Origin of the sequence: Chryseobacterium sp. (assembly GCF_022869225.1) — a bacterium.
Classification (GTDB): domain Bacteria; phylum Bacteroidota; class Bacteroidia; order Flavobacteriales; family Weeksellaceae; genus Chryseobacterium.
This window is the reverse complement of record NZ_JALIHL010000001.1, coordinates 3,792,698-3,814,447: the sequence shown is the minus strand read 5'-3', so window position 1 is coordinate 3,814,447 and position 21,750 is coordinate 3,792,698. Positions and strand designations below refer to the sequence as shown.

Sequence of the window (21,750 nt, the reverse complement as noted above, 5' to 3'; positions counted from 1 at the left end):
GTTTAAAATAGTACCTATATCACTTACTCTTCAATGCAGCCACCTCTTCCGGGTCGGCAAAAGCGCCACCGTCAGTGATGGCAGAAGAATGGAAATAGCCGGCTTTTGTCAACGACCTTATTTCTTCAATATTCGATGAACGGAGTCCTCCCCCAACAAGGATTTCTATTCTTCCCCTGGAAAGATCAACCAATTTTTTCAGATTTTCTTTCCCTTCGGATACATTCGGTTTCTGGCCTGAAGTAAGAATCGTTTTAAAGCCGCATTCAATTACTTTTTCCAAAGAATCTTCCAATCCTCTGGCACGGTCAAAGGCACGGTGAAAGGTACAGGGAAGAGGATCTGCAAGTTCTATCAAAGTTTTGTTCTGCTCTAGATTGACCTCATCATTTTCATTCAGAATACCCCATACAAAACCATCCACATTCAAAGACTTCAGATGCATCAAATCATTTTTCATCTGCTCAAATTCTGAATCTGAATAGGTAAAATCACCGCCTCTGGGACGGATCATTACAAATATCGGAATATTTATTTGTTCTCTGAGTTGCCGGGTCGCTTCAAAATCAGGAGTAGTACCGCCTTCACTCAATCCATCGCAAAATTCTATTCTGTCTGCTCCGTTTTCAAAAGCAATGACTGCTGATTCCGGATTAAAACATGCTATTTCTATTTTTGACATTTTCTTATTCTTATTCATTCAACTTATGCTCTTTCTGCCATACATCGGCAATCAAAAAAGAACCGTTTTCTTTTGTAACATTGACCGTAATAGGATATTCAGCCTTAAGCTTTCTATCGGACAGTACTACATCAAACAAAAAATCATGTTCACCCGATGCGAGTATTTTACAACTTGAAACTTTAATTTCTTCCCAGTCCTGCCCGGTGATCAAAAATCCAGTACCTATTCCTGCTTTCTGAACATCAAATTTCTTTCTCCATTTTTCATAAAATTCTTTCTTTGTAAGGCTTCCATCCACATCAAGATCAACATTCATTGCATCGTTTTTGTAATCGTAATATGCTTTGGTCGTCATTTTCTGCATATTCTTTTCTTCAGTCCCAAGGTCGGCTTTGAAGTAGTCTTCAATGCTTTCTTCCAACCATTTCTTAGCTTCTTCAGAGTCCTTGGGTTTATTTTCTGAAGCTATATTTTCCTTCACCTGAGGCCCGGTTTGTGGTACTGCTTCCTTCTTTTCTTCCTTACATGCGATAATCAGAAATAAGGAAGCGATAATCGTTCTTTTCATATGTTGTTCTACGTTTTGGCTAAATTCCTATTGAAATAAATAATCTGCGTCTTTGCGTTTTACTAATTTAGAACTATGGTTGTCCCGTTATGTTGTATTTTATGGTTAAACGCAAGGGCGCAAAACGTTTCACAAGAATACTGTTTTTAAGGCGCAAGGAATTTAACAAATCTAAATTTTACGTTTGTTTGATCTAAAACTTGCTTTACATATCACGTTAGAAGGTTATGGGCGCCAATTAACTTTAATGCAGCAAATTTCAATATATATTAAATTATTTTAAAGCAAACTCAGGCTTTTCAAGGTGGTTTCCTTTCTGATCATACACGGCAAAATTAAACCCATCCTGGATGCAGTAAGAGCCATATTCTCCTTTCTTATTCAATGCGATAAAGCCTACCTGAATATCTTTTAAGTTTTTATTTCTTCTCTGATTGATCTTTACAATTCTTTCCACGGCTTCTTTGCAGGCCTCCTGAGGATTTCTGCCCTGTCTCATCAGCTCAACCACAAGGTGTGTTCCTACTGTTCTGATGACTTCTTCCCCATGACCGGTCGCTGTAGCAGCTCCCACTTCATTATCTACAAATAGCCCGGCCCCAATGATGGGTGAATCTCCTACCCTGCCATGCATTTTGAATGCCATTCCGCTTGTCGTACATGCTCCCGAAAGGTTTCCCTGTGCGTCCAGTGCAATCATTCCTATGGTATCGTGATTTTCAATATTGGCTATTGGCTTATACCGGCTAGTTTTCAACCATTCTTTCCATTCTTTTTCTGATTCCGGAGTGAGAAGATTTTCTTTTTTAAAGCCTTGTGATAAGGCAAACTGCAGTGCACCATCTCCTACCAGCATCACATGCGGCGTTTTTTCCATCACGGCTCTGGCTACTGAAATCGGGTTTTTAATGTTTTCAAGACATGCTACTGAGCCGATATTATAATTTTCATCCATGATACAGGCATCCAGAGTTACCCTGCCATCCCTGTCCGGGCGTCCGCCATAGCCGACACTTCTTTCCTTGGGATCCAACTCTACAAGACGAACTCCTTTTTCAACTGCATCTAAAGCTTTTCCTCCTTTTCCGAGAATAGTCCATGCTTCTTCATTGGCTTTTAGTCCGAAATTCCAGGTAGAGAGAACAATTGGTTTGTTTACGGTGGCGGTATGTTCAGGTAATTCGGCAGCCATCAAATCCAACGGGTTTACGGCAAGTGCTGCTGTTGCAATTCCCAGTTTTTTAATAAAACTTCTTCGGTTATTGTTCATGGTATCTCAAATTATATAATACCTAACAAATCTAAAAAAAACTTCCATGAAATCCTCAAGACGGATAAAGAATATCTGTGCATTATTTTTAATTATCTTTACTGCTGCAATGGACGCATTTAAAACTTTCAGAAATATTCCATTCTTTCAGGAGCTTTCTGAGGAAGAAATTAATATTTTGATAAGGATCAGTACTCCGAAACTTCTCCGAAGGAAAGAAAAACTGGCAGAACCCGGGAAACCTTTTACCCATGTATTCATTCTTTCCAATGGATTATTAAGATTTTTCTTTGATGATGAAAACGGAATTGAAAGCAGCAAGACTTCCTTCACTGAGTATAAGCTCATCTCTGGGAACTGCCGAAAGCAATGTGGAATCTATTAATTCTTTATTCTCCAATCCTTTACTAAAAGTAGGCAGCGGACTGGTTTCCCCGTTATTCAACAGCGGAAAGTTAAAAAAGAATGTGGAAATAAAAACTTCCTAACAGAAGCAGGTTGTTGAAGAGTATTCAAAAGCAGTGCTGAATGCCCTGAATGAAGTAGAATCATCTTTAGCAAATCTCCATTCTATTGAAAAGCAGCTCACTTATAATCTTAGTGCTGTCAATGAACTGAAAAACAATATTGATCTGACTGCGAAACAAATAAAAGCAGGAACGAACAACAGCTTTATACTGATCCGGAAACAGCGGGATCTCCTTAAAAATGAAATGAACCTCATCAATCTGGAACTACAGTACAGAATAGAGCGCATCAATCTTTATATGGCCTTAGGAGCAGAAAACTTCATCGGTTCATAATTTTATACAAGAAAGACTGCAGAAAAGATCTGCAGTCTTTCTTGTAAGGTATTAATGGGGCAGTTGATCTCTGAAATACCCATACACCCAGGTTCCGGCAATGGCACTCAAAAGAGTAACGGATACTGCTAAAGCTCCTGTTCCGATCTGGGCGAAGAGAGGCCCGGGACAGGCTCCTGTAATGGCCCAGCCAAAACCAAATATCAATCCACCGTAAATCTGACCTTTATTAAATTTTTTAGGCGTCAGTGTAATAGGTTCACCATATATTGTTTTTATATTAAACTTTTTAATCAGCCCAACTGAAATCATTCCCACCAATACTGCACTTCCGATGATCCCGTACATATGGAAAGACTGTAAACGGAACATTTCCTGTATTCTGAACCAGCTGACCACCTCGGCCTTCACAAAAATAATTCCGAATATTATGCCTGCAGCAAGATATTTCAGGTTATAATACCATGGATGAGTAAGCTTGCTTTCATTCACACAAACAGCATCCTGATGACGTATGTCCGGTTTTTTTTCTTTTATCATTATTTCAAATTATATTTATAAGGAAAGGATTACAGGCAGAATAAGATTGGCCATTAAAAATCCTCCCGCCATGAAACAGATGGTTGCGACTAAAGAAGGCCACTGCAAATTGGAAAGTCCCATGATCGCATGTCCACTGGTACATCCACCCGCATACCTTGTTCCAAAACCCACTAAAAATCCGCCGGCTACCATCATGATAAACCCTCTCAGCGTCAATATACTTTCAAAGTTCATCAGCTGTACCGGAACCAGATTGCTGTAATCTGTAATTCCATAGCCTGCCAATTCGGTTTTCAGATCGGGATCAACTGCTATTTCAGCAGGATTAAGCATAAAATTGGCGGCCATCATTCCTCCGAAGAAAATTCCCAATACAAAAAATAAATTCCAGGCTTCTTTTTTCCAGTCGTATTTGAAAAAATGCACATCTGCCGGTACACAGGCGGCACAGATATGCCTTAGTGAGGAACTTATTCCAAAGGATTTATTTCCCATCATCAGTAAAGCGGGAACGGTAAGCCCAATCAACGGGCCTGCGATATACCACGGCCACGGTTCTTTTATCATCTCCAACATCTCTTTTTTTTAATCTAATTTATTTAAAACTTTAGTCTGACACACAAAATCGCTTGTAGGAATACCTGTAGAAGCTATGGCCTTAAAACCGCCTTCAATTTCCGTGAAGTTTCTGTAGCCTCTTGCCTGAAGAATACTCGCTGCCATCGTGCTTCTGTAACCGCTCCCGCAATGCATATAAAAATGTTCTTCCTCCCCTATCTTATGAATCCATTCATTGATATAGGCTAAGGGTTTGCTGTATGCTTCATGTACATGTTCTGCATGGTATTCGCTTTCTCTTCGTATGTCTATGATCTTTGCTTTTTTTTCTTTTATTTCTTTTTCAAACTGCTCCGCAGAGATACGGTTTACCCGGTCTGTTTCTTTTCCGCTCTTTTTCCAGGCTTCAAAACTGCCTTCCAGATATCCTACGATATAATCGAAGCCTACCCTGCTTAGCCGGGTTACGGCTTCTACTTCATCTCCTTTTTCCGTTACCAGCAAAATAGGCTGATTTACATCGCCAATTAAAGCGCCTACCCACGGGGCAAAATCGCCATCCAGTCCAATGTTCACAGATTGCGGGATAAAATCTTTCACAAATTCACGGTTCGTTCTTACATCTAAAATTAGAGCTCCTGAAGCTTCTGCGGTTTCCTCAAACTGTTCCGGCACCATTGCATGTAATCCTTGTGAAAGCACTTTATCAAAACTGTTATATCCTTTTTTATTCATCATTACGTTCATCCCGAAATAGGCAGGTGGAGGCAGAAGTCCGTCTGTAACCTTTTCTACAAAACTCTGTTTGTCCTTCTGGTTCAGCGCATAGTTGGTTCTCTTCTGATTACCCAATGTATCTACAGTTTCTTTCTGCATATTTTTGCCACAGGCAGAACCGGCACCATGGGCAGGATATACGGTGATATCATCATGTAAAGGTAAAATTTTATTGTATATGCTGTCATACAGCAACCCCGCCAGTTCCTCCTGGGTCATATGTGCCGATTTCTGTGCAAGATCCGGACGACCTACATCTCCCAGGAATAAGGTATCACCACTGAAAAGCACTTTTTCAACTCCATTTTCATCAATCAGCAGATAGCACGAGCTTTCGAGTGTGTGTCCCGGTGTATGAAGGACTTTAATTTTAATAGTACCTATTTCAAAAATCTGATGATCTTCTGCAATGAGCGCATCAAATTCAGGATTTGCTGTCTGACCGTAAACAATCGGAGCGCCTGTTTTGCTGCTTAGATCGAGATGTCCACTGACAAAATCAGCGTGAAAGTGGGTTTCAAAGATGTATTTTAATTGTACTCCATCTCTCATCAATCTGTCGATATAAGGCTGTGTTTCCCTTAAAGGATCAATGATTACGGCTTCTCCGGCTGAAGTAATATAATAAGCTCCCTGTGCCAGACATCCTGTATAAATCTGTTCTATTTTCATTTTACTTATTTTTTGATTCTGTTATCTGATACAAATCTCCTGCTTTCTTTTTTCCACCACAGTTACTTTTGTTACATAAGAAAAAATTAGAGGAATATTTCTTTGGTAATGATATAAATACCCATGATCAGGATAAACCATCCGAATGCAGGCTTCAGTTTTTTACCGTCAATTTTTCTTGATAATTGTGAGCCTATCATAATTCCTACGACGGCAATAGCAGTAATAGAAATCAGCAGGCTCCATTCTATATTCATAGTGCTGACAGAAGAGAAGAACCCTATTAAAGAGTTGAGGGAGATAATAACTAAAGATGTTCCTATCGCCATCTTCATTGGAATTTTCAAAAGACTGACCAATGCCGGAATGATCATGAAACCTCCTCCGGCTCCCACCAGTCCGGTTAAAACACCTACTATTGAACCTTGCCCTGCAGCCAGCAAAGCATTATTTTTATCCGTCGTATCCTCTAAAGACTCTGCAGAAGCATTATTTATTATCATTTTATAAGAAGACAGAATCATTAAACCCGCAAAAATCAACAATAAAAAAATGTTTCTGTTTACTGTAAAATCTTTTATTCTGGCTACTTGCTCAGGAATTAAAGGGAGCAGATATATTCTGGTGAGAAAAATTGAAACAACGGAAGGAAGCCCGAACACCAACGCTGTTTTAAAATTGACCAATCCTTTTTTAAAATACGAAAAAGAGCCTGCCAAGCTACTTATTCCCACTACAAAAAGAGAATATTCCGTAGCCAGAAAGGCATCTATTCCAAAAAGATAAACTAAGACAGGGACAGTCAGAATACTGCCGCCACCACCGATGAGCCCAAGAGAAATCCCTATTAAAACTGCTGCTGCATACCCTATAATTTCCATTTCACTATTCAAATAATTCTGATACAAAAATGGGAATGCGTAAGAAAAGCTACAGCTACTTTTGTTACATAAGGGAAATTTTTAACAGAATAACATTATAGTCATTACAGGGAGCAACATAAGAAAGCAATCTTTTATGACTGATCTGGAATCGCATGCTGTGGTAATCCACCCCGTCAAATCTTTGATTTGCCATCCTTCAAGAGGAGAGGAATTGAGTGGCTTATTACATTGGTGAGGGGTTATGAGTTGAGGGTTTTCAGAAGGGTAATTTTGTTTCTTCCCAGTTTTAGCCGGCCTTCTTCTTCAAGCTGTTTAAGGAGCCTGGACACTACAACTCTGGCGGTTCCCAACTCGTTAGCCAGTTGTTCGTGGGTGGTATTAATCGTTTCGGAACCTGTAAGTTCATATTTTTTATGGAGAAGATTCAGGAGCCTTTCGTCTACTTTTTTGAAAGCGATAGCATTAATGATATCCAGCAGTTCTTCAAACCGTTTATGATAAAGCCTGAAAATATAATCCAGCCATTCAGGATGTTCTTTAATGAATAAAGAAACTTTATCTACAGGTAAGAAAAGAATTTCTGCATCTTCTTCTACCTCAGCTTTTACAATACTTTTTTCATTATGCATCCCGCCCAGGAAAGACATAATACAGCTTTCACCAGCCTTGATATAATACAGCAGGATCTCCCTTCCGTCCTCTTCTGTCCTGATTACTTTGATCATTCCTTTCATCACAATAGGAATGGAACGGATAGAAGCATTCTCATCTAAAATTAGAGCTCCTTCACTGTAATTTTTTGTTATGCCGTATTGGTATAACTTCTCCACCAGCTCAGGGGAAGAGGAAAATTCTGAAGAAAGGATGTTTTCCTGCATGGTGTAAAATTCTAGGGGACTAATTTACACCAATTTCGTCAACGAACAGCCACGCTTTTGAATCTGCACCAGGGTTTCCTGCCGGAATAATCCCTGCATTTTCTATGCTAACCTTCAGGTATCTTGCATTTTGCATTCCTACATTCAATTTGATTTTTCCTTTCGCATTCCGGATTTCTTCATTTGCAATTTCCCTGATCATTGTAAAGGTCTTATTATCATCGGACACAAAAATCTTTGCAGATTTTGCCAGGTGGATCCAGCTTCCTTTATTTTCAAGGATATTAAAATACACTTCTGAAAAATTGGTTTTCTGTCCGAAATCTATGGTTGCTACCACATCTTTTCCCTGAAAGCCCAGCCATGTTTTACCCAGCTGTTTTACATTCCCTACAATTCCGTCTACAAGGGTGAAAGCACCGCCGAAAGAATAATTCTCACTGGGCTGCTGCTCAAGGGTAATACTTTTCCCTGTGGTTTTTGAAACTGTAAACTGCTGGGAAGAGACTGCACTTTTCAATTGGCCGCCTTCAAAATAAGCAGATTTGACCGTTAAAGAACCTGGAATGGCAACAGGTTTCTGATAAGTATTGGAATGTAGGGTAGGAACAGTTCCGTCTAACGTATATCTGATGCCGTCTGCATTCTGTGAAGTTGATAATTCGTAAGCAATACCATTATTCACCGGAATTACTTTTCCCAAAATATTGTAAATACTTTTGGCATAGTTTACCTTCATATTATCCAGGACTTTGAACTGGCTGATCACTCTTTTTTCAAACTCTTTATAATTTTTAGGATCCGATGTTCCCCATCCTACCTCAGAAAGGGCCATTAGTCTTGGAAAAATCATATACTGAACCTGCTTAAAGTCAAGAATATATTCGGTCCAGAGGTTAGCCTGGACACCCAGGATATATTTTGCCTGTTCAGAATTCAATTCAGCAGGAATAGGGTCATAGGAATACACTTTATCCAACGGGGTAAATCCTCCGAAAGCATTCGGTTCAGATTGTGGATCCCCCTGATAATGGTCAAAATAGCAATAGGCGCCTGGCGTCATCACTGCAAAATGTTTTGATTTGGCAGCCTCGATCCCTCCATTCACTCCCGTCCAGCTCATTACCGCGGCATTAGGAGCGAGTCCTCCTTCCAGAATCTCATCCCACCCGATGATTTTACGGCCTTTGCTGTTCACATATTTTTCAATCCTATGAATAAAGTAGCTTTGTAAGCCATGTTCATCTTTTAAATTATTTTTCTTAATCAATTCCTGGCAGTGTGCACATTCTTTCCACCTTGTCTTCGGGCACTCATCACCGCCGATGTGGATGTATTTGGATGGAAACAGCTTAATAACCTCATCCAGAACATTTTCCAGAAATTTAAATGTTTCCTCTTTAGGACAGAAAACATCATCGAAAACGCCCCATGTTGTAGCTACTTCAAAAGGACCTTTGGTACAAGCCAGTTCAGGATACGCAGACAACGCGGCCAAAGCATGTCCCGGCATTTCTATTTCCGGAACAATATTGATATGTCTTTCCTGAGCATATTTCACCACCTCTTTGATCTGTTCCTGGGTATAAAAATAAGGCCCGTAAGGTTTCCCGTCAAAAGTATTGTCAGCATACGCCCCGATCATCGATTGTTTACGTTTTGAGCCGATCTGTGTGAGTTTTGGATACTTCTTGATTTCAATTCTCCATCCCTGATCATCCGTTAAGTGCCAGTGGAAAGTATTCAGCTTATACATCGCCAGATAATCAATATATTGTTTTACCTCATCCACTGTAAAAAAGTGGCGGCAAACATCCAAATGCATTCCACGCCAGGCAAATTTAGGCTGGTCTTCGATCTTCATGGCCGGAATTTTCTTACCGTCTTTATATTGATCGATGATCTGAATTAATGTTTGAAGCGCCAGAAAATAGCCTTGTTTTGTGTAAGAGTGAATACGGATACCTCCTGGCGAAATTTCAATTGTATATTTTTCCTGTTCTCCATGTAAAGGGGTTAATGACGGCGGGAACAATGAGTTGATTAAATGAGTTCCTTCATCTTCTTTACCATATTTAAATGTGTAACGTTTCGCAAAATGTTTTTTGAAATATTCTGTTTCCTCTTTCGGAAGGTTTTCATCTAATTTAAAATTTTCAGGGATTATAAATTCTCCCTGTGAAAATTCCACTTTTTGAGGATATGGGATTAAATTCAATTTATTCTGAGCAAAAATTACATTTGAAAGTAACATAAGGAATAGTAAAAAAGTCCGTATCATGGGAGGTGGTTAAGATTTTAGCTAATATAATGATTTTCCAAAACTTACCAACCCTTTTTAGATAATTTGAACTTATTTCTATTAAAAATTACAAATTACACTATAAAACATTAAAAATAAGTAAAAATTTCAAAAAATAAGTTGAATTTCTCTTCATTTATTCAATTATAAAATACTGATAGGTGAAGGATAGACGTATGGATGAGAAATAGGCCTAAGTTTTTGAAAATCTTTGGTCTTTCCCTATTACAGTATTTTTTAAACTTACTAAAATGCCTGAAAAAATTTGTGGTTTATTTTTTGCTAAGTGTAAGCGACTACAACAAATAAACATTTAAATTTGTAAAAAAAATACGATGAAAAAAAGCATTTCTCTGGCAGCCGGGTTATTATTTTCAATTTCTACACAGGCTCAAATTTTAGATATGATCAAATCTACCGTTAAAGATAAAACAGGAGTGGATCTGAATGCTCCGGTAAAGACAAAAGGAACGGCAGCAGGTACTCCCGCAACATCTGCCCATACTTCTATCAGCTCTTCCACCAATCTGGGAAATCTTACTTCCACACAGATTTCATCAGGACTAAAAGAAGCATTGAATCTCGGCGTTACGGATGGAGTAAAGAAGCTCGCTATAACGGATGGTTTTTTCAAAAATGAAGCGGTAAAGATTTTAATGCCTGAAAAGTTAAGAAAGATTGATACCACCTTGCGTTCTCTAGGAATGGGAAGTCTTGCTGACGAAGGGGTAAAATTATTAAACAGGGCTGCTGAAGATGCAGTGACGGAAGCTGCTCCTATTTTTACCAGTGCTATTACCTCGATGACGATTACAGACGCCAAAAATATTCTGTTAGGCAGTGATAATGCCGCAACAAATTACCTTCAGGGCAAGACACAGAGCCAGCTGTTCACGGCTTTTCAGCCCAAGGTAAAAGCTTCATTAGGTAAAGTGGGTGCCGATACCGTCTGGAAAAACCTGATCTCAAAATACAATACTTTTACAGGACAGTCCGTTACTACGGACCTCAACGAATATGTGACGACCGAAACCATCAATGGAGTATTCAAAATGGTCGCTCAGAAAGAAAGCGGAATCAGAAATACACCGGCAATGAGAACGACGAGTATCTTGCAGAAGGTGTTTGGAGCACAGGATGGAAAATAAATCAAAAGTTGGATTGATAAACCAACCCTTAAAATATAAGGCTGTTTCATCATGAGACTGCTTTTTTATATACTTTACTTTTGTCTTGAAACAGAAGATTACAGATTTACAAAGCTTAAGTACACTTCTTATGCATAAAGTTTATGACTTAAATACCTTATGTGTTTAAACTGCTTTTGTGACTTTTGTGGTTTATAATAATCAGTTTAAACTGCATAAAAAAACCTTGCCGCTGGCAAGGTTTTTATTTTATTAGAATTGCATTTCAGGAATTTCACCTTCAATGATCAGGTCAGCTTCTGTGGACTTGACAATATGTTCTACCGAAACTCCCGGTGCTCTTTCCACCAGTTTAAACCCTGCCGGAGTAATATCCAGGACGGCTAATTCAGTAACAACTCTTTTTACACAGTTTACGCCTGTTAAAGGAAGTGTGCATTTTTTAAGGATTTTACTTTCTCCTGCTTTGTTGACGTGCATCATAGCCACGATAATATTTTCAGCAGAAGCCACCAGGTCCATCGCTCCTCCCATTCCTTTCACCATTTTCCCGGAATTTTCCAGTTGGCTATATCTCCGTTTTCTGAAACTTCCATCGCTCCAAGAATGGTAAGGTCTACTTTCTGACCGCGGATCATTCCAAAGCTGAAGGCAGAGTCAAAGAATGAACCTCCGGGCAAAATGGTTATCGTTTGTTTTCCGGCATTGATGATGTCTGCATCTTCTTCACCTTCAAAAGGGAATGGTCCCATCCCCAACACTCCGTTTTCACTCTGGAATTCTACGGAAATCCCTTCCGGAACATAGTTGGCAACCAAAGTAGGAATTCCTATTCCCAGGTTTACATAATAGCGATCTTTCAGTTCTTTTGAAATTCTTTTGGCAATTTGTTCTTTTGTAAGCATAATAAAAACTTAGACTGCAATTTAAATATTTTCAATCGAATACAAAAGGGCTTTGTCATGCTTAATAATTAACAGTGTTAGTCAAAATAATATCTTTAATTTTGTATCATTATTTAATAGAATGAAAATACTTTTAAGATACCTTAAGCCTTACCAATGGTTAATTGCCACTTCTTTGCTGCTGGCAACCATTAATCAGGTTTTTTCTTTATTTGCTCCGGCGATTACTGGGAATATCCTGGATCAGCTGGTTACCCATCCTAATTTTTTTGATAAGGAAAAACTGGTACCCAGAAACCTGAGCGAATATTTGTACGGAAATAAAATGTACCATGGTGCTTTTTATTTTTTAGGATTACTGATTGGAACAGCCATGGTAAGCAGGATTGCCAAAGCTTTTCAGGATTATGTGGTAAGTGTTATCACCCAGAAGTTTGGGGCAAAAATATTTACAGACGGACTGCAACATTCAATGGCATTGCCTTTTCAGGAATTTGAAGATCAGAGAAGTGGTGAAACCTTATCCATTTTGACGAAAGTAAGGGAAGATTCTGTAAAGTTTATCACCAATTTCATTAATATTTTCTTTGGAATTTTAGTAAGTATTATTTTCGTTTCCGTGTATGCTATCCGCTTACATTGGTCGATTATGCCGGTGTATATCTGCGGTATTTTCCTGATTGCATTCATTACCAATTTATTAAGCAAGAGGATAAAAATCATTCAGAAAAATATTGTTTCAGAAACAACATCTTTAGCCGGAAGCACTACAGAAAGTTTAAGGAATATAGAAATTGTTAAAAGTTTAGGACTGACCAACCAGGAAATCAACCGTTTGAATAATAATACTTACAAGATTCTTGGGCTTGAACTCAGAAAGGTAAAGAGTATCCGTTCTCTAAGCTTTATTCAGGGAACTATGGTCAATTTTCTTCAACAGATGATCACACTGACCTTATTGTTCTTAATTTTTAAAAATATTGTCACTCCGGGACAATATCTTTCTCTTATGTTTTATGGCTTTTTCATTTTCGGGCCTATGCAGGAAATAGGGAATATCATCATTTCGTACCGGGAGGCCGAAGCTTCTCTTCATAACTTTGACCGTTTAATGAAAAAAGAAGTGGAAGAAAAACCACTTCATCCAAAGCAAATTGGGGCTATCGAAGAATTGGAATTTAAAAATGTTTCTTTCAAACATCAGTCGGCTCAATATAAAGCCTTAAACAATATTTCTTTTGAGGTTAAAAATGGGGAAACCATTGCTTTCGTGGGGCCAAGCGGTTCAGGAAAAAGCACATTGGTAAAATTACTGGTTGGGCTTTACAGACCTCAGGAAGGAAGCATTTTTTACAATACCATCAATGGAAAGGAATTTGATTTTGATGAACTGAGAAATCAGATTGGTTTTGTCACCCAGGATACGCAGCTTTTTGCAGGAACAATCAAGGAAAATCTTCTTTTTGTCAATCCAAAAGCTACAGAACGGGAACTGGAAACTGCTTTACAGAAATCGAGCTGTACCACATTGCTGGAAAGGGCTGAAAAAGGTATCGAAACCGTTATCGGTGAAGGCGGACTAAAGCTGAGCGGTGGGGAAAAACAGAGAATTGCCATCGCGCGGGCTCTTTTAAGAAAGCCTCATTTATTGATTTTTGATGAAGCTACTTCCGCATTGGACAGTATTACTGAAGAAGAAATAACATCTACCATCAAAGACATTTCAAAAGAAAAGGAACAAATTACGGTTCTCATTGCCCATCGTTTAAGTACGATCATGCATGCAGATAAAATTTATGTCCTCGAACGCGGACAAGTGATAGAAACGGGTTCGCATGATCAATTAATTGACGAAAAAGGATTGTATTATGCGATGTGGCGGCAACAAATCGGGGAAAGAAAAATGCTCACCCCGCAAGCATAAACAACAAAGCGCTGAATAAGAACTTCAGCGCTTTGTTATTATAGTAACATTATTTTTCCTCAGAAAATTATTCTTTAGTCCTAACCGTTCGCTGCTCGATCCTTTTTTCAAATTTTTCTCCCTGAAAAATTCTCTGGATCATGATTCCCGGAATATGAATTTGGTTGGGATCCAATGCTCCGGGTTCCACCAATTCTTCTACTTCAGCAATGGTTATTTTAGCGGCACCGGCCATAGGATGGTTAAAATTTCTTGCAGATCCTTTGAAAATAAGATTTCCTGCGTAATCTCCTTTCCATGCTTTTACGATAGAAAAATCAGCATCATAAGCATGTTCCAAAATATGGGGCTTACCATTGAATTCTTTTACTTCTTTTCCTTCTGCAATCTCGGTACCATAGCCTGCCGGAGTATAAAAAGCAGGAATTCCGGCCTGGGCAGCCCTGCATTTTTCTGCTAAAGTCCCTTGCGGAGTAAGCTCTACATCAAGTTCTCCCGAAAGCATCTGTCTTTCAAATTCAGCATTTTCTCCTACATAAGAAGAGATCATTTTTTTAATCTGCCTTTTGTGAAGCAATAATCCCAATCCGAAATCATCTACCCCCGCATTGTTTGAAATACAGGTAAGATCTTTCACATCGCTTTCTACCAAAGCATTAATTGAATTTTCAGGAATACCGCAAAGCCCAAATCCGCCCAGCATCAGTGTCATTCCATCTTTAATTCCGTCGATGGCCTCCTTTGCATTTTTTACTCTTTTATCTATCATGAAATATTAGATTTTTCTGTTGGCTAAATTTAATAAATTTTCTCATATATCCTATGTTTACGATTCATCTGAATTATTGGAAGACGATCTCTGCTGATCTTTATTGAGAAAATAAAAAATACAGGTCATCCCCAAAATGCAGACGATAGAATTTAAAAATTCTGCAATTCCCTTAAAAATGATATATATTTAACTTTTAAAACTCATAATAACGGGATATTTTATTATTTTTGTCGCCCACCATTAAAAAATATTAATAACACCATTTCAATATAACCAATTATTCTGCGGCAGTCTTCATCTGCCTCTCCTGCTCTTTCGACTTTCTATACGGTCTAAAAGCAGATCATTCATTTCATAAAAAATAAAACGTAATCAAAAAAACATGAAAAAATTATTTACATCAGCCCTGCTTGCATTCGTACTCAGCATCAATATATATGCGCAGGAAAGGACTTATTTCGATGAAAACTGGGAAAAGGCCACCCAGGACAAGATGGAGTACTACCGGGAAACTTCAGCTAAAGGCCAACTTACTTTAATCAAGGATTTCTATAAAAACGGAACGCTTCAAATGGAAGGGATGGCATCCGATACCACTCCGGGCAATGAAGTTTTTGAGGGTAAGGTTACCTGGTATACTCCCGAAGGAAAAGTAATGAGCATGGTAACCTATTCTAAAGGCAAACAGGTTGGGATCTCTCAATCTTACGATGTTTCAGGTAAATTGTCTGAAGATATGATCTATAAAGCAGACGGTACCTTCAGTGGAAAAACCTTTAGCTACAAAGATCCTGAAAACGAATACTTTTATAACAGCGTGACCACCTACGAGAATTCTTTACCTCTCAAAACTATCGTATATGATGAAGATATCAAGGGAATTCGATACGAAACCATTACCGATAAAGAGGGAAAATACGAGATTAAATATTATGGTGAAAAAGGAAAATATCTGGGCAGCAGTTCTGCAGACGGTGAGACTATGCTGGTAGAATATTATCATGATCCGATGAGACTTTCTAAAATTGAAAAGTATAAAAGTGACGGCAGTATAAAGGAAGGTGTTATCTATGCTAAGAATGGAAAGATCCTGCAGGAACAGAAAAGAAATAAAAAAGAGGGGTACAAAACCACTTATGATGAATCCGGCAAAAAAATAGGACATCTCGTTTATCAGTATGACAAAGACAATGATGTTTATACACCGATGGACGGTGAAGATTATCAGCTTAACTATGATTATACTCAAATGTCAAGTATTGACAGCTATAAAAACGGATCTGTCATCCTGAGCAAATATTTTGATGAAAGCGGAAAATTAGTCTCCGAGAAGAGCGTAAAAGATGATATTACACAGGAGATCAAGTATTACAGTCCGGATGGAAAATTGAAATCTACCTTGACGTATAAAGATGATATGCCTTATAACGGTACTGCTTATGAAGGTCTGAATGAAATAGTATATAAAGACGGTATCATTGTGAATACAAAAAACTTTTCTGAAGATCAGAAGCTGAATTATGAAAAAAAGCTGAACGCTAAGCAAACAAGCTATGAAGCAACAGTTTATGATAATAAAGGAGCTGTTTTGTATACCTTTACACAACCCCTTAGTGAAGATGGAGAGGATTACTATTTCACAGCACAAATTGTACAGTATGCAAAAGGTAAACCTGCCAACAAATCTTCTGTAAAGGCAGGTGTTCTTCAAACCGGAAAAATAAAACTAAAAACGCCAAACGGAACCAAAGAACTTGAACGTAATGGAAAATGGATCTTGTTAAAAGTTTATAATACGGACGGAAAGCTTATCCAGGAAACCAAGACTCTTGCCGATGCACAGGATGAGTATGTATCTGCTGAAAACCAGACGATACTCAGTGAGGATGATTTATATTATTTTGACTAAATCACCAATTATAAATACAAAGGCAGTTTCAATTTTTTGGAACTGCTTTTTTTATAATTAAATACATAATTTTTGCAAAAAAGAGACCGTCATTTCTGGCGGTCTCTAAATTATACTTGTGTTTAGTTTACTGTTTACTGAATGATCAGTTTTAAAGTAAATAATTTTCTTGCGTGTACTTTGACAAAATATACTCCTTTCGGAAGGTTTTCATTGACTAAAGAAAAACGCTGGTTATTGATATTTTTGGAAACATACAATAGCTCTCCTGCTGCCGATACCAATTCAATCTTCTCTATTGGGTAGTCACTTTTAATAAAGGTCGGCTCACCAGGCTTTGTAGGATTTGGATATAAAACTACATTTTTCTCAGTACTTTTTGCTTCATCCACGCCTAAGGTTCCCGTCACCTGAAACTGTACCCTGTTTGAAACTTCCGTATAGGAATCATTGGTAAACATTACCATATAATAATTTCCCGGTGCAGCAGGCACTGCCGTTCCCTGTATTGTTTTAGTTCCCTGTGTCACTCCATCAAAATAAGTATAAGAGACAAAGTTATCATCAGGAATCTGAATATTCTGCGGGTAAATTCCAAGCCAGTCTTTGATGATCCCCGGAGAATCCGTCCATGAAGCGGTAATATTCTCACCCAAGGTATATACCGGTTTGTTGGTCCACAATTCTGTTACAATATCACCCACTTTAAAGAATACCTTTTCCCCTATGCCGGTGTATCCGTCTTCAAGTAAATACTGAGCATAGTAGTATCCTTTCGGAAGACCAGTAAAATTAAGGGTTCCGGATGCCGTTGTCACATAGCTCCATTTGATGGAATTGGTTGTTCCGGGAGTCTGCCCCATTTTATAAATCCCGACCCAGTCTTTTACTAGGTTCGGACCATTGCTGAAATTAATCGTAACTGTTCCTCCTACAGGATAGGCATCGGCAGTCGCCTGCAGCTGAACCTTCGGACCTACATAAAAATTCTTTCTTGGCGTAATTTCCGTATATCCGCCGTTGGCAAAAAAGCCTGCAAAATATTGTCCTTTATTTGCCAACCCATTATTAAAAGTAACCGTTCCGGCAGTCTGCCCATTCGTATAAATATAGCCCTGGGAAGTCGTCGTTGCAGGGGTTTGTCCTTTTTTGTAGATCCCAACCCAATCCTGCTGATTTCCCGGGCCTCCTGTGAAAGTGGCTGTTATCGATTCATTTTGTGTATATTCCGTTTTATCTAACGCAAAGGCAGGGTTTGACACCACACTTCCTGTGATTTCAAACTGTTTTACATCACTCCATTCACTCCACTCCAGGTTTCTGTCTCTGTAACGGGTTTTTACATAATAGATACCGTTCGGGATAGAATTGGCGGCCAGCGTTACTTTGGTAATATCTACCCCGTCATTCAGGTTTTTGGTTTTATCCGGATTTCCGCTTCCGTCTTTTCCAAACCAGTTTTCAAAATCACGGTAAACCTCTTTTTCAATAACAGAAAAGTCTGCTGCTTTACTGATCAGAAACTGGGTTGTATTCAACAGTTCTCCGTTGGGAGATGAAAATGCGCTTCCGTTCAATGTCAAAGGCAATGTAACCGGCCCACTGAACGTATTGGTAACAGAAGGTTTTACCGGTTTCGGCTGGTTTTTATACCGGTGGAAAGAATCTACCAATTCATTGTTTTTCTTAGTATATATTCCTCCGATAGAGTAACATTCTATATCTACTTTTCCGCTTTGTACGTCTACTTCCACGATCTGGTACGTCCAGTCAGTCAATGTTTTCTGAACATCATCAAAGTCCTGTTCATTAGACATTCCCCAATACTGGTCCCATGCGGTTCCTCCTGAAATAATCTGATAATTCGGGGTGTTTTTCAACTGTCCTCTGTGGTAAAGATGATGGTGAGCTCCTACGTGCATCAGATATTTATCCGAGGTAACTAAAAGAGGTACTGCATTATTTCTTACCCAGGCAGAAATATCTCCTACATACTGTTCTGCCTGATACGGCCTGTGGCTTAAAGAAATAATCCAGTCTACTGTAGGATCATTGTTGGCTTCATTTAAGACCTGCTGCAGCCATGTCTGCTGGGCTGCTCCCGTATGTTCGGAACTCAGGCTTATAAACAATACATTGCCTGCCTGCTGGGCATAATAGTTCTCATTTCCGGAACTGATGTTCTTATATTTAATTTCATCAATATAAAAATGAGCATAATAAGAATTCATTCCCAAACTTCCATACGTTTCATGATTTCCTACTGTCGTCTGGATAGGCAGATAAGGAGATAGTTTGATATTCTTTCTGAAATGAACATTCTCATAATGATCCAAAGTTCCGACATCTACCTGATCTCCTACCATAAAGGTAAGGGCAATATGATCTGACGGGTCGGCATTAGGCCCGAATTTTTGTTTTAATTTCTTAAAGGCATTTAAAGTAAGACTGTCATATCTCGGCTCCGCTTTAATCTGGTTATCACCCATGATCAAAAAACGGATCTTTCCATCGGCCGTGACCGGCTGCCCCGGTAAAGGAAGTGTTCTGAAATTATACACCGCAGATTCGCTGGTTCCGGTTTTTATTTTATAATAATACTTGGTATTAGGCTGCAGATTATTAATTTTCGCAGTGTGATAGTAATAGTTATTATTGTATCCTGTATCTGAAAAAATATTGGTAGTACCGGTAACGGTTACATTCAGATTCGTTGGAGAATTCCCGTAGATCACAGTAGTTTCGTTATTGGAAGCCGTTTTCCAATTAACGATCATAGAATTCGGAGTCGGATTTTGTAAATAGGGAAACAAAACCTGTCCGAATGCCATCTGAACCGCGAAACAAAAAAAGAAGAAATAATGTTTCATAATTAATTAGTTTTAAAATAACACATATAGTTTTAAATTGTAAATCAGTGTATTAAAAATCATTATTCAGATTTTTATTTCGGGCAAAAGTAGATTTCCTGTATAAACTCTACCTGATGGAATCTTAAAGGATCTGTTAATTTTTTACCAAAACTGGAATGAAAAAATTATAGTTTTTAGCACATTAATTATTTGGTATATTAAGAAACTATTTTGTACATTTGCAACCTGTTATTCAACCTCTGACGAAAAACGTGTAAGTTGCTTAGCTTTAACATTTTATTTTATTAATAATGGATTTATTAAAGTACGTACAAGACAAGTACATTACGAAAAAAGAATTCCCTGAATTCAAAGCTGGTGATACAATTACTGTGTATTACGAAATTAAAGAAGGACAAAAGACAAGAACTCAGTTCTTCAAAGGAACAGTAATCCAATTAAGAGGTGCTGGAACTACAAAAACTTTTACCATCAGAAAAATGAGTGGTGATGTAGGTGTAGAAAGAGTATTCCCTATCAACATGCCTGCACTTCAAAAAATCGAAGTTGACAGAAGAGGTAGAGTTAGAAGAGCTAGAATTTATTACTTCAGAGATCTTAGAGGTAAAAAAGCTAGAATTAAAGACGCTGCTTACAAGAAGAAATAATTCAGACAACAATAAATGCAAAAAGAAGCTGTTTACGTGTAAACAGCTTCTTTTTTTTGTCCATACAACAACAATTATTTCCTGAGGAGCCCGGTCCTGTTATCCGCTCATCACCCTATCATAAACGATGGATAAATTTCACAATTTATTTTCTGATCGCCCATCACAATGTGATGCTACTTGGTATACGGATTTCCTTTTCCTGTTTCCAAGAACAGTTTCAGGCTGTTGGTAAACTGCAGCCACCCCTCGGAACATATGTCATAGCATTCAGTAGACGGTCGTAAGCCGATATGGGTAACTTGCAACCGAGTACTGTTTTCCTTCTGCTTTATTTCCCAAACTATATAGGTTCCGATCCACTCTGTCTGATTCTTTAATACCGGAAGGGCGATCAGCGAGTCTTCAACATACCAGATCACTTTTGAATTGAGTATTGATTCTTTCACTCTCATTGTTTTGTGAATCTTATCTCCAAATCTTATAGTGAATGCATCACCGGCTTTTACAGATGAACCTTCAAACATTTCGGACCACCAAAGAGGAATTTCGTGAGTTAGAGCGTTATATACTTTATCCGAGGGAGTTTCTACTTCAATGGTATGCGTGTAATGGTCCACATTGCTTTTATTCATTGTTTTCATAACTATTGTATTGGTAATACAATTTTATGTCATTTATTTTTCAATAAACTTTGCATAAGGCAAGAAATATCTGGCCCAAGCTAATATGCTGCTTACACCATCCGCCAAATCTTCGATTGCTGTGTTTGATATTAATACATAAGCTTATGTACGGTGATGGGATCCATGTTCACTCATTTTTCGTCAGATACTGCAAAGGAGTGGATCCTGTATGTTTTTTAAAAAACTCAATAAAAGCACTGTCTGAGGAAAAATCCAGAATATGTGCCGCCTCGCCGATTGAATTCCCGTCTACCAAAAGCTCAATTGACCGCTGAAGACGCCATTGCTGCCTCCACTCCTGATAGCTCAATCCTGTTTCTTTTTTAAAGACCCGGCTGATTGTTTTTTCAACAGCTCCGGTTTCTTCTGCCAGGATTTTCAACATCGGCGGCAGCGTAAGCCTCTTGGCCCACTCTTCTGTTATCTTTTTAAAACGCCTGTCCTGAGGCATCCTAAGCCCTAATTTCTCTTCAGCCGCCTCATTCATTTCATTCCAGAATACCTTTACCATATGGTTCTGGCTGTCATCAAGAGCGGCCCATTCCCAAAAACAAATTCTTTCGATAATTTCTTTTAACAGAGGATTCACATGCAAGACTCTAAGACCGGAATTCATATGGATTGCAGCATAATCATCAAAGTAAATAGATCTATATGCTACAATATTCCGGAAATTCACCCGGTGAACTTCATGAGCCGGAATCCAAAGCATCCTGAATGGAGGCAGAACAAACTGCCTGTCGGCGGTAGTAACCGTCATGCAGCCTGAGGGAGCATACAGCAGCTGCGCTTTTGTGGCATGAAAATGAAAACCTGAATCATGCATTACCATATCGGAAGCAATTCCTATTACGTTACCCTCAATAGAATCTGCATCAAATTCCTGATCTTGTTTCAGTACAGCCATGTCCTATTTTTGATATTTTTTGTTTTTATATCATTATAA

General features: G+C 38.5%; 18 protein-coding genes and 2 pseudogenes. 6 read left to right on the top strand and 14 right to left on the bottom strand.

Annotated features, from left to right (window positions below):
* Nucleotides 1-19: 19 nt before the first annotated feature.
* The 3 genes from MUW56_RS17825 to MUW56_RS17815 all read right to left on the bottom strand — a co-directional run bounded on the left by MUW56_RS17825 (nt 20) and on the right by MUW56_RS17815 (nt 2,523).
* On the bottom strand, nt 20-682 hold the full coding sequence (locus tag MUW56_RS17825; RefSeq protein ID WP_292014447.1) for a copper homeostasis protein CutC: 663 nt from the start codon (nt 680-682) through the stop codon (nt 20-22).
* Nucleotides 683-692: 10 nt separating this feature from the next.
* Entirely contained in the window at nt 693-1,253 is a 561-nt protein-coding gene (locus MUW56_RS17820; protein WP_292014446.1) for a hypothetical protein, read from the bottom strand.
* 274 nt (nt 1,254-1,527) lie between these two features.
* Nucleotides 1,528-2,523: an isoaspartyl peptidase/L-asparaginase family protein gene (locus MUW56_RS17815; RefSeq protein WP_292014445.1), complete on the bottom strand. Its 996-nt coding sequence runs from the start codon at nt 2,521-2,523 to the stop codon at nt 1,528-1,530.
* A 46-nt stretch (nt 2,524-2,569) separates the two neighbouring features.
* On the opposite strand from MUW56_RS17815, the gene MUW56_RS17810 reads away from it, so the two are divergent.
* Together MUW56_RS17810 and MUW56_RS17805 are read left to right on the top strand one after the other, a co-directional pair.
* Nucleotides 2,570-2,908 carry a hypothetical protein gene (locus MUW56_RS17810; RefSeq protein ID WP_292014444.1) on the top strand — a complete coding sequence of 113 codons (339 nt, stop codon included), beginning with the start codon at nt 2,570-2,572 and terminating at the stop codon, nt 2,906-2,908.
* Between the two features lie 118 nt (nt 2,909-3,026).
* Nucleotides 3,027-3,326: pseudogene (locus tag MUW56_RS17805) on the top strand (TolC family protein); the annotation flags it as partial.
* Nucleotides 3,327-3,377: 51 nt separating this feature from the next.
* Here MUW56_RS17805 and MUW56_RS17800 read toward each other — a convergent pair.
* From MUW56_RS17800 to MUW56_RS17775, 6 genes are all read right to left on the bottom strand, one after another.
* Complete coding sequence (locus tag MUW56_RS17800; RefSeq protein ID WP_292014443.1) at nt 3,378-3,866, bottom strand: DUF6691 family protein; 489 nt, start codon at nt 3,864-3,866, stop codon at nt 3,378-3,380.
* 15 nt (nt 3,867-3,881) lie between these two features.
* Nucleotides 3,882-4,445 carry a YeeE/YedE thiosulfate transporter family protein gene (locus tag MUW56_RS17795; protein ID WP_292014442.1) on the bottom strand — a complete coding sequence of 188 codons (564 nt, stop codon included), beginning with the start codon at nt 4,443-4,445 and terminating at the stop codon, nt 3,882-3,884.
* Nucleotides 4,446-4,454: 9 nt separating this feature from the next.
* Nucleotides 4,455-5,876 (bottom strand): MBL fold metallo-hydrolase, encoded by a 1,422-nt coding sequence (locus tag MUW56_RS17790; RefSeq protein ID WP_292014441.1) that lies wholly within the window; start codon nt 5,874-5,876, stop codon nt 4,455-4,457.
* Between the two features lie 86 nt (nt 5,877-5,962).
* Entirely contained in the window at nt 5,963-6,757 is a 795-nt protein-coding gene (locus MUW56_RS17785) for a sulfite exporter TauE/SafE family protein (RefSeq protein WP_292014440.1), read from the bottom strand.
* Between the two features lie 242 nt (nt 6,758-6,999).
* On the bottom strand, nt 7,000-7,638 hold the full coding sequence (locus tag MUW56_RS17780; RefSeq protein ID WP_292014439.1) for a Crp/Fnr family transcriptional regulator: 639 nt from the start codon (nt 7,636-7,638) through the stop codon (nt 7,000-7,002).
* A 19-nt stretch (nt 7,639-7,657) separates the two neighbouring features.
* Complete coding sequence (locus MUW56_RS17775) at nt 7,658-9,856, bottom strand: family 20 glycosylhydrolase (protein ID WP_367118538.1); 2,199 nt, start codon at nt 9,854-9,856, stop codon at nt 7,658-7,660.
* Nucleotides 9,857-10,275: 419 nt separating this feature from the next.
* On the opposite strand from MUW56_RS17775, the gene MUW56_RS17770 reads away from it, so the two are divergent.
* Nucleotides 10,276-11,088 carry a DUF4197 domain-containing protein gene (locus MUW56_RS17770; RefSeq protein ID WP_292014437.1) on the top strand — a complete coding sequence of 271 codons (813 nt, stop codon included), beginning with the start codon at nt 10,276-10,278 and terminating at the stop codon, nt 11,086-11,088.
* A 252-nt stretch (nt 11,089-11,340) separates the two neighbouring features.
* Here the strand turns inward: MUW56_RS17770 and MUW56_RS17765 are convergent.
* Nucleotides 11,341-11,993: pseudogene (locus tag MUW56_RS17765) on the bottom strand (3-oxoacid CoA-transferase subunit B).
* Between the two features lie 121 nt (nt 11,994-12,114).
* On the opposite strand from MUW56_RS17765, the gene MUW56_RS17760 reads away from it, so the two are divergent.
* Nucleotides 12,115-13,917, top strand: a complete 1,803-nt coding sequence (locus MUW56_RS17760; protein WP_292014436.1) for an ABC transporter ATP-binding protein — start codon at nt 12,115-12,117, stop codon at nt 13,915-13,917.
* A gap of 67 nt (nt 13,918-13,984) precedes the next feature.
* Here MUW56_RS17760 and MUW56_RS17755 read toward each other — a convergent pair whose 3' ends face one another.
* Complete coding sequence (locus MUW56_RS17755) at nt 13,985-14,686, bottom strand: CoA transferase subunit A (RefSeq protein ID WP_292014435.1); 702 nt, start codon at nt 14,684-14,686, stop codon at nt 13,985-13,987.
* Between the two features lie 385 nt (nt 14,687-15,071).
* On the opposite strand from MUW56_RS17755, the gene MUW56_RS17750 reads away from it, so the two are divergent.
* Complete coding sequence (locus tag MUW56_RS17750) at nt 15,072-16,598, top strand: membrane-binding protein (RefSeq protein WP_292014434.1); 1,527 nt, start codon at nt 15,072-15,074, stop codon at nt 16,596-16,598.
* 134 nt (nt 16,599-16,732) lie between these two features.
* Here the strand turns inward: MUW56_RS17750 and MUW56_RS17745 are convergent, their stop codons facing one another.
* Nucleotides 16,733-19,468 carry a fibronectin type III domain-containing protein gene (locus tag MUW56_RS17745; protein WP_292014433.1) on the bottom strand — a complete coding sequence of 912 codons (2,736 nt, stop codon included), beginning with the start codon at nt 19,466-19,468 and terminating at the stop codon, nt 16,733-16,735.
* Between the two features lie 293 nt (nt 19,469-19,761).
* On the opposite strand from MUW56_RS17745, the gene rplS reads away from it, so the two are divergent.
* A complete protein-coding gene (rplS, locus tag MUW56_RS17740) occupies nt 19,762-20,118 on the top strand; it encodes a 50S ribosomal protein L19 (protein ID WP_292014432.1) in 357 nt (118 codons plus the stop codon).
* A 176-nt stretch (nt 20,119-20,294) separates the two neighbouring features.
* On the opposite strand, the gene MUW56_RS17735 is transcribed toward rplS, so the two are convergent.
* Entirely contained in the window at nt 20,295-20,762 is a 468-nt protein-coding gene (locus MUW56_RS17735; RefSeq protein WP_292014431.1) for an SRPBCC domain-containing protein, read from the bottom strand.
* Nucleotides 20,763-20,931: 169 nt separating this feature from the next.
* Nucleotides 20,932-21,711, bottom strand: a complete 780-nt coding sequence (locus tag MUW56_RS17730; RefSeq protein ID WP_292014430.1) for a helix-turn-helix transcriptional regulator — start codon at nt 21,709-21,711, stop codon at nt 20,932-20,934.
* Nucleotides 21,712-21,750: the final 39 nt, after the last annotated feature.